The organism is Methanobrevibacter sp. (assembly GCF_045577275.1).
In the GTDB taxonomy this organism is placed as follows: domain Archaea; phylum Methanobacteriota; class Methanobacteria; order Methanobacteriales; family Methanobacteriaceae; genus Methanobrevibacter.
In genome coordinates, this window is sequence record NZ_JAZNIB010000301.1 from 1 (window position 1) to 4,961 (window position 4,961).

A 4,961-nucleotide genomic window follows, 5' to 3' on the forward strand; every position below is an offset into this window, starting at 1 on the left:
AGTTTAAGTGGTGCTCCTCTTGAAGAGGCAAAATCATGGTCCAAGGCAAAGCATGGATCCAATTTGGTGACTGTTATTGGTGATGTTACTATCATTTTCCCATTGATAGTTGCAGATGCTCTTAATAGAATAAAATGATTCAAACTTTAGAAAAAGTTTGATCATAATCTTTTTATCTATTCTTTTATCTATTTTTTATCTAATTTTTTTATTTTTTCTTTTCAGCTATTTTTTCAATTTTATAAACATATTTTTCAAATAAGGCTCTAGCTATTTCATAGGCTATTTCAAAGCATAAGAAATAGAAAAAGCTCCAAATGTTTAACCATCCGATTAGAACAAGGACTAAAATAACTACTTTTAAAGCAAATCTATATTCAAAGAAATACTCAAGGAACTTGCTTTTTTGATAGACTTTCTCATTGTCGTTTCCAAGCTCATCGATAAGGGCTCCAATCATACAGATGACTATTGTGATAATTGATAAAAATGTGAAATCAGGAAATCCAAGCAATATGAATGCTATTAAAAATGAAGCCATTGTAGCGATATGATGAATTCCATCTACCTTTAGAGCTAATATGTTTCCTATCAGAATAGCTATGAAAATGCATGCTGCATCCAAATCAATGGAACATGCGAGAGCTGTAAAGAGCCCACAGACTATTCCAAGAAAAATGGAATTTCTCTTATAAGATCTTTCATCATAGAAATCGTCTGAAAGCTTCATAAAGAAACCGGATAAGAAATATGAGAGAGCTAATACAATATTAAACAAGTTTACACCTTATAAGTAATTATCTTTTAGATTAAGTATGAGTTTTATTTTATGGATTCAATTATGTCTTTAGTTGCTTTTTCAGGGTCTTCTGCATTGTAAATGGATCTTCCGATAATCAATCCATTGGAGTATTTTAATGTTTCTTTTGGATCTCCTCCTTGAGTACCTACTCCTGGAGAGATGATGAATGCATCTTTTCCAACGATATCTCTGATTTCAGATAACCTTTCAGGTCTTGTAGATGGTGCAACATAGTTTGTAATTCCCATTTCAACACCCATTCTAGCTATTTCATCAGCATTTGCCTGAAGGAACTTGATTGCTCCAGGGTGAGACATTTCAGTCAATAGGAATACTTCTTTACCATGCTCTTCAGCAGATATCTTACATGCATCTACACTGTCTGGACCTACAAATCCATGACAGATGATTGCATCTGCACCAGCATCAAAGGTTTGGTCAGCTATCTTTTCATTGGTTGCAGGAATATCTGCCACCTTATAGTCACAGATTACCTTATAATCAAAATTGTCCTTAAAGAATCCGATTGTGGATAATCCTTCAGCAAGAGTCAATGGATAACCTATCTTAATTGTATCAATGTACTCGTTGATTGATTCACAAACGATTTCAGCCTCTTTAAGGTCCATCAAATCCATAGCAAGTATAATGTTATTTTTCACATCCATATTATCACATTTCACATTTTCAATAAATTTTATTTAAATTGAATTTAAATTTTTATTAAATTTTAATTAAATTTTAACTTATTATTTATTTGTAATTAATTTGTTATAATTGTATTTGTTTTAAGGGGTTTAATCATAGGTTTTTACTAAAAGTATATTAAATTAGATAAATAGAATTAATCATAAGAATATAATTATTTTTTTAGTTAATTCAATTAATTGCTATCAAAAATTATTAATTATCAATAATCAAGGAGCTTGTAAGAGTGTATGCCAAACATAAGATTTATGCAAGAATATTCAATATCTTTAGGAAATTCCCGCAAAAGAACAATAAGATCACTCTTTTAACAAACAAGAACCACTCATTTGATAGTAATTTAGAATATATTGCAAAGGAATTGAACAATAGAAATAATGACGGAAAGAACTATGAATACAAGTTCATTCCCAAGGATTCACTGTCCTTAAGTGATATCCGTGACTTTGCAACATCAAAATACGTTTTTTTAGTGGATAATTTCTTCCCACTTGCCTTTATGAACACAAATGGCATGAAATGGATTCAATTATGGCATGGTACAGGAATATTCAAGAAGTTCGGCTATGACCTTTTAAATCCAGAGGAAAAGAAAGTCATGGAACTCTTTTCTGAAAAAATTGACTTGGTATCCTGCAGTGGTGAAAACGTTAGGGACATCTATGCCCATAACTTCCATGTAGACAAATCCAAGGTTCTTCCTTTCGGTATTCCACGTAATGATTTCTATAGTGAAGAACACATGAATGAGGCTTTTATCAGTGGTTTAAGAGAGACTTTTGAAAAGGAATATCCTCAGCTTGTTGGTAAAAAGCTTGTTCTTTATGCACCTAGCTTTAGGGAGAATCCTACAAACAATGCTGTTTTTGATTATTTTGACATTGAAAAATTCATAGAAGAACTTGGAGATGACTATGCTTTAGCCATTAGGCTACATCCTAATTATGCAAGTTATTGCGATGAAGAGCATCCAATTGATTTGAAGGATTTAAGAGATAAGTATGATATCATCGACTTTACAGGATTTAATGATGAACAAAAGCTATTGTTGCTATCTGATATTTTCATAACAGATTATTCTTCAATTATGGTTGATTATACAATCTTAAAGAAACCTATTTTATTGTTTGCCTATGATCTTGATGATTACTTAAAAAATGAACGTGGATTCTACTTCGATTATAGGCAGAAGGTTCCTGGAAAGATAGTTTATGATATTGATGAGTTGATAGAGTCCATTAAAGATGAAGATTTCCAAATGGAAAAATTGGAAGAGTTTTCTCAATTCCAATTTGGAGATTTCAAAGCAAATGCCTCCAAATCTATTTTGGATTATGTTTTAGAGGATTAATCTAATCCTTTCATTAATAATATTTACTTTCAATGCTTTTTTTATAAATTAAACTTTATATTTTTTCAATCATATTAGATAAACTTATTAATCTATTTTAATAAATTATATTATGAGAAATATTTTTCTTAAAAAAATTTAAAATAATTTATTTAATTTTTCAGTATTATAGAAGGTTTTATATGGTTAGAAAGAAATCTAGACGCCGAAAACGTCAAGAGGAAGACCCTATGGCAGGTACAACAAACCTTGTAGATGCAATGTTGGTTCTTGCACTAGGTTTTTTGATCTTTGCGGTAATCGGCTGGAACTTGCAAAGTGTTATATTCAGTGACATGTCTCCTGACCAAAGGCAGCAGGCTATGGAGTCAATCAGTGAAATCACTAATGTAACACAAGGTGAACAATTAAATGAAACTCCTGACACTTCAGAAATGTCTGGAGAAGGTTATGTAGAACAAGGAAAAGTTTATAAAGATTCGAAAACGGGTAATCTGATTATGGTGGAAGAGTAGTTTCTTCCTTATATCATTTTTATAATTTGAAAATTTTGTGATAGAATGAATTTGTTGGTTAGCTTATTTGGTGCAATTATCCTAATTGCAGTATTGCTGCTTGGAATCGGAACTGGATTATTGTCAAGATTCTTTAAATATGATTTAAGGAAACATCTTATAATCACAGCTCTCTTTTCAATCATCATTGCTTTGATTATCATTGCTTTAAGCCCATTTTATGAAACTGTCATCAGCTTAACAGTAAATAACTTTTATTTCTATTTGGCAATGGCTTTGATTTCATTGGTTCTTGGAATCATGACATTTTATTTATGGAGCCAAGAAGAGTATACTGATGCATTGAAGGTAATTCTGTTCCTTGATTTTGTGCCGGTTTCCTATGGATTGTTCATATTGTCTTCAGCAGCTTTATCTCCAAGCTTTGTATTCAATACTGCCAATATTTCATTGAATGTCACAACAATTCATTTGGCTATAATCATAGCAATCTTATTGATGATCATAAGCATTGCAGCTTATAGATTCTCAGATTTCATTGAAGATTATCGTATGACTCATTATCCGATTATTTACGGAAGCATGATGGTAATCTTTGCTTTCATATTCATAGTATTTGGATTTTTGATTCCAACAATAGGAAAAGTGCTTGAAAATCCATCTACTGAACTCACTTTAATGCCTATAGAATCTGGAATAGTTCTAATAGTTATTTTAGCACTATTATTAGGTTTAGGCGTATTGTTTAGAAAAAGAAATAATAGGTTAGAATAGTTTAAATTAAATTTATTTGATTATTTTAATCAGTATTATCATATTAATAATTATTAAAATTTATCAAAATTATTCAAAATTAAAAATTTATTAAAATTTATTTATAGGTGATTTAATGGCAATGGCAATTCCCGGTGGGGATTTTTTAACCACTGGACTTAATTTAATCGCACAAAGTCTTTTGATTCCAGTAGTGATTATATTATTAATTTTTGTAGTGGTTGTAGTGGTTTCCTTAGGAGGACTCATTTATGAATACACTTCAAGGACAAAGGTTTCTGTTGATGACGTTTCCAATTTGATTTTGGACATGTCAAATGCTGATTCAGTAGATTCATTGAAATCTACAATAAATGCTTCTCCTCTACCGCAAACACAAAAAACCCTTTTAAACAAGATAGCAAGTACAGAAAACTTGACTCCAAGTGCAAGAGAGGCATTTGCTCGTAAATTGATTGAAAATGAGGAAGGATTAACAGACAAGTCTCTTGAAGTAACAGACATAATTACCCGTATCGGCCCTACCCTTGGTCTTATGGGTACCTTGATTCCTTTAGGAACAGGGCTTGCTGCACTCGGTTCAGGGGATGTAAATACATTATCCCAATCCTTGATTGTAGCATTCGATACAACTGTTGTAGGTATTGGATCTGGTGCTGTAGCTTATATCATCTCCAAGCTTAGAAACAGATGGTATGAAGAGTATTTGTCTAATTTAGATGTTTTATCTGATGCTGTTTTAGACTTCATGTCTAAACATTATTAGATACTCATCCAAACTTTTACTCGCTTCGCTCGCAAAAGTTTGATC

The 4,961-nt window shown here is 31.4% G+C and carries 7 protein-coding genes; 5 read left to right on the forward strand and 2 right to left on the reverse strand.

Annotation, left to right across the window (positions count from 1 at the left end; genetic code table 11):
- On the forward strand, positions 1-138 hold a 138-nt coding region (locus ACKI67_RS08620; protein ID WP_407463135.1), incomplete at its 5' end, for a deoxyhypusine synthase family protein.
- A 70-nt stretch (positions 139-208) separates the two neighbouring features.
- Here the strand turns inward: ACKI67_RS08620 and ACKI67_RS08625 are convergent.
- Together ACKI67_RS08625 and pyrF are read right to left on the reverse strand one after the other, a co-directional pair.
- Entirely contained in the window at positions 209-778 is a 570-nt protein-coding gene (locus ACKI67_RS08625; RefSeq protein ID WP_407463130.1) for a hypothetical protein, read from the reverse strand.
- A gap of 44 nt (positions 779-822) precedes the next feature.
- Positions 823-1,470 carry an orotidine-5'-phosphate decarboxylase gene (gene pyrF / locus ACKI67_RS08630; protein ID WP_407463131.1) on the reverse strand — a complete coding sequence of 216 codons (648 nt, stop codon included), beginning with the start codon at positions 1,468-1,470 and terminating at the stop codon, positions 823-825.
- A gap of 266 nt (positions 1,471-1,736) precedes the next feature.
- Between pyrF and ACKI67_RS08635 the strand changes: the two genes are divergently transcribed.
- The 4 genes from ACKI67_RS08635 to ACKI67_RS08650 all read left to right on the forward strand — a co-directional run bounded on the left by ACKI67_RS08635 (position 1,737) and on the right by ACKI67_RS08650 (position 4,916).
- On the forward strand, positions 1,737-2,861 hold the full coding sequence (locus ACKI67_RS08635) for a CDP-glycerol glycerophosphotransferase family protein (protein ID WP_407463132.1): 1,125 nt from the start codon (positions 1,737-1,739) through the stop codon (positions 2,859-2,861).
- A 182-nt stretch (positions 2,862-3,043) separates the two neighbouring features.
- A complete protein-coding gene (locus ACKI67_RS08640) occupies positions 3,044-3,376 on the forward strand; it encodes a DUF2149 domain-containing protein (protein ID WP_407463133.1) in 333 nt (110 codons plus the stop codon).
- A gap of 45 nt (positions 3,377-3,421) precedes the next feature.
- Positions 3,422-4,150 (forward strand): DUF2162 family putative transporter, encoded by a 729-nt coding sequence (locus ACKI67_RS08645; protein ID WP_407463134.1) that lies wholly within the window; start codon positions 3,422-3,424, stop codon positions 4,148-4,150.
- Positions 4,151-4,271: 121 nt separating this feature from the next.
- Positions 4,272-4,916 (forward strand): MotA/TolQ/ExbB proton channel family protein, encoded by a 645-nt coding sequence (locus tag ACKI67_RS08650; RefSeq protein ID WP_407463136.1) that lies wholly within the window; start codon positions 4,272-4,274, stop codon positions 4,914-4,916.
- The last annotated feature ends 45 nt before the right edge of the window (positions 4,917-4,961 follow it).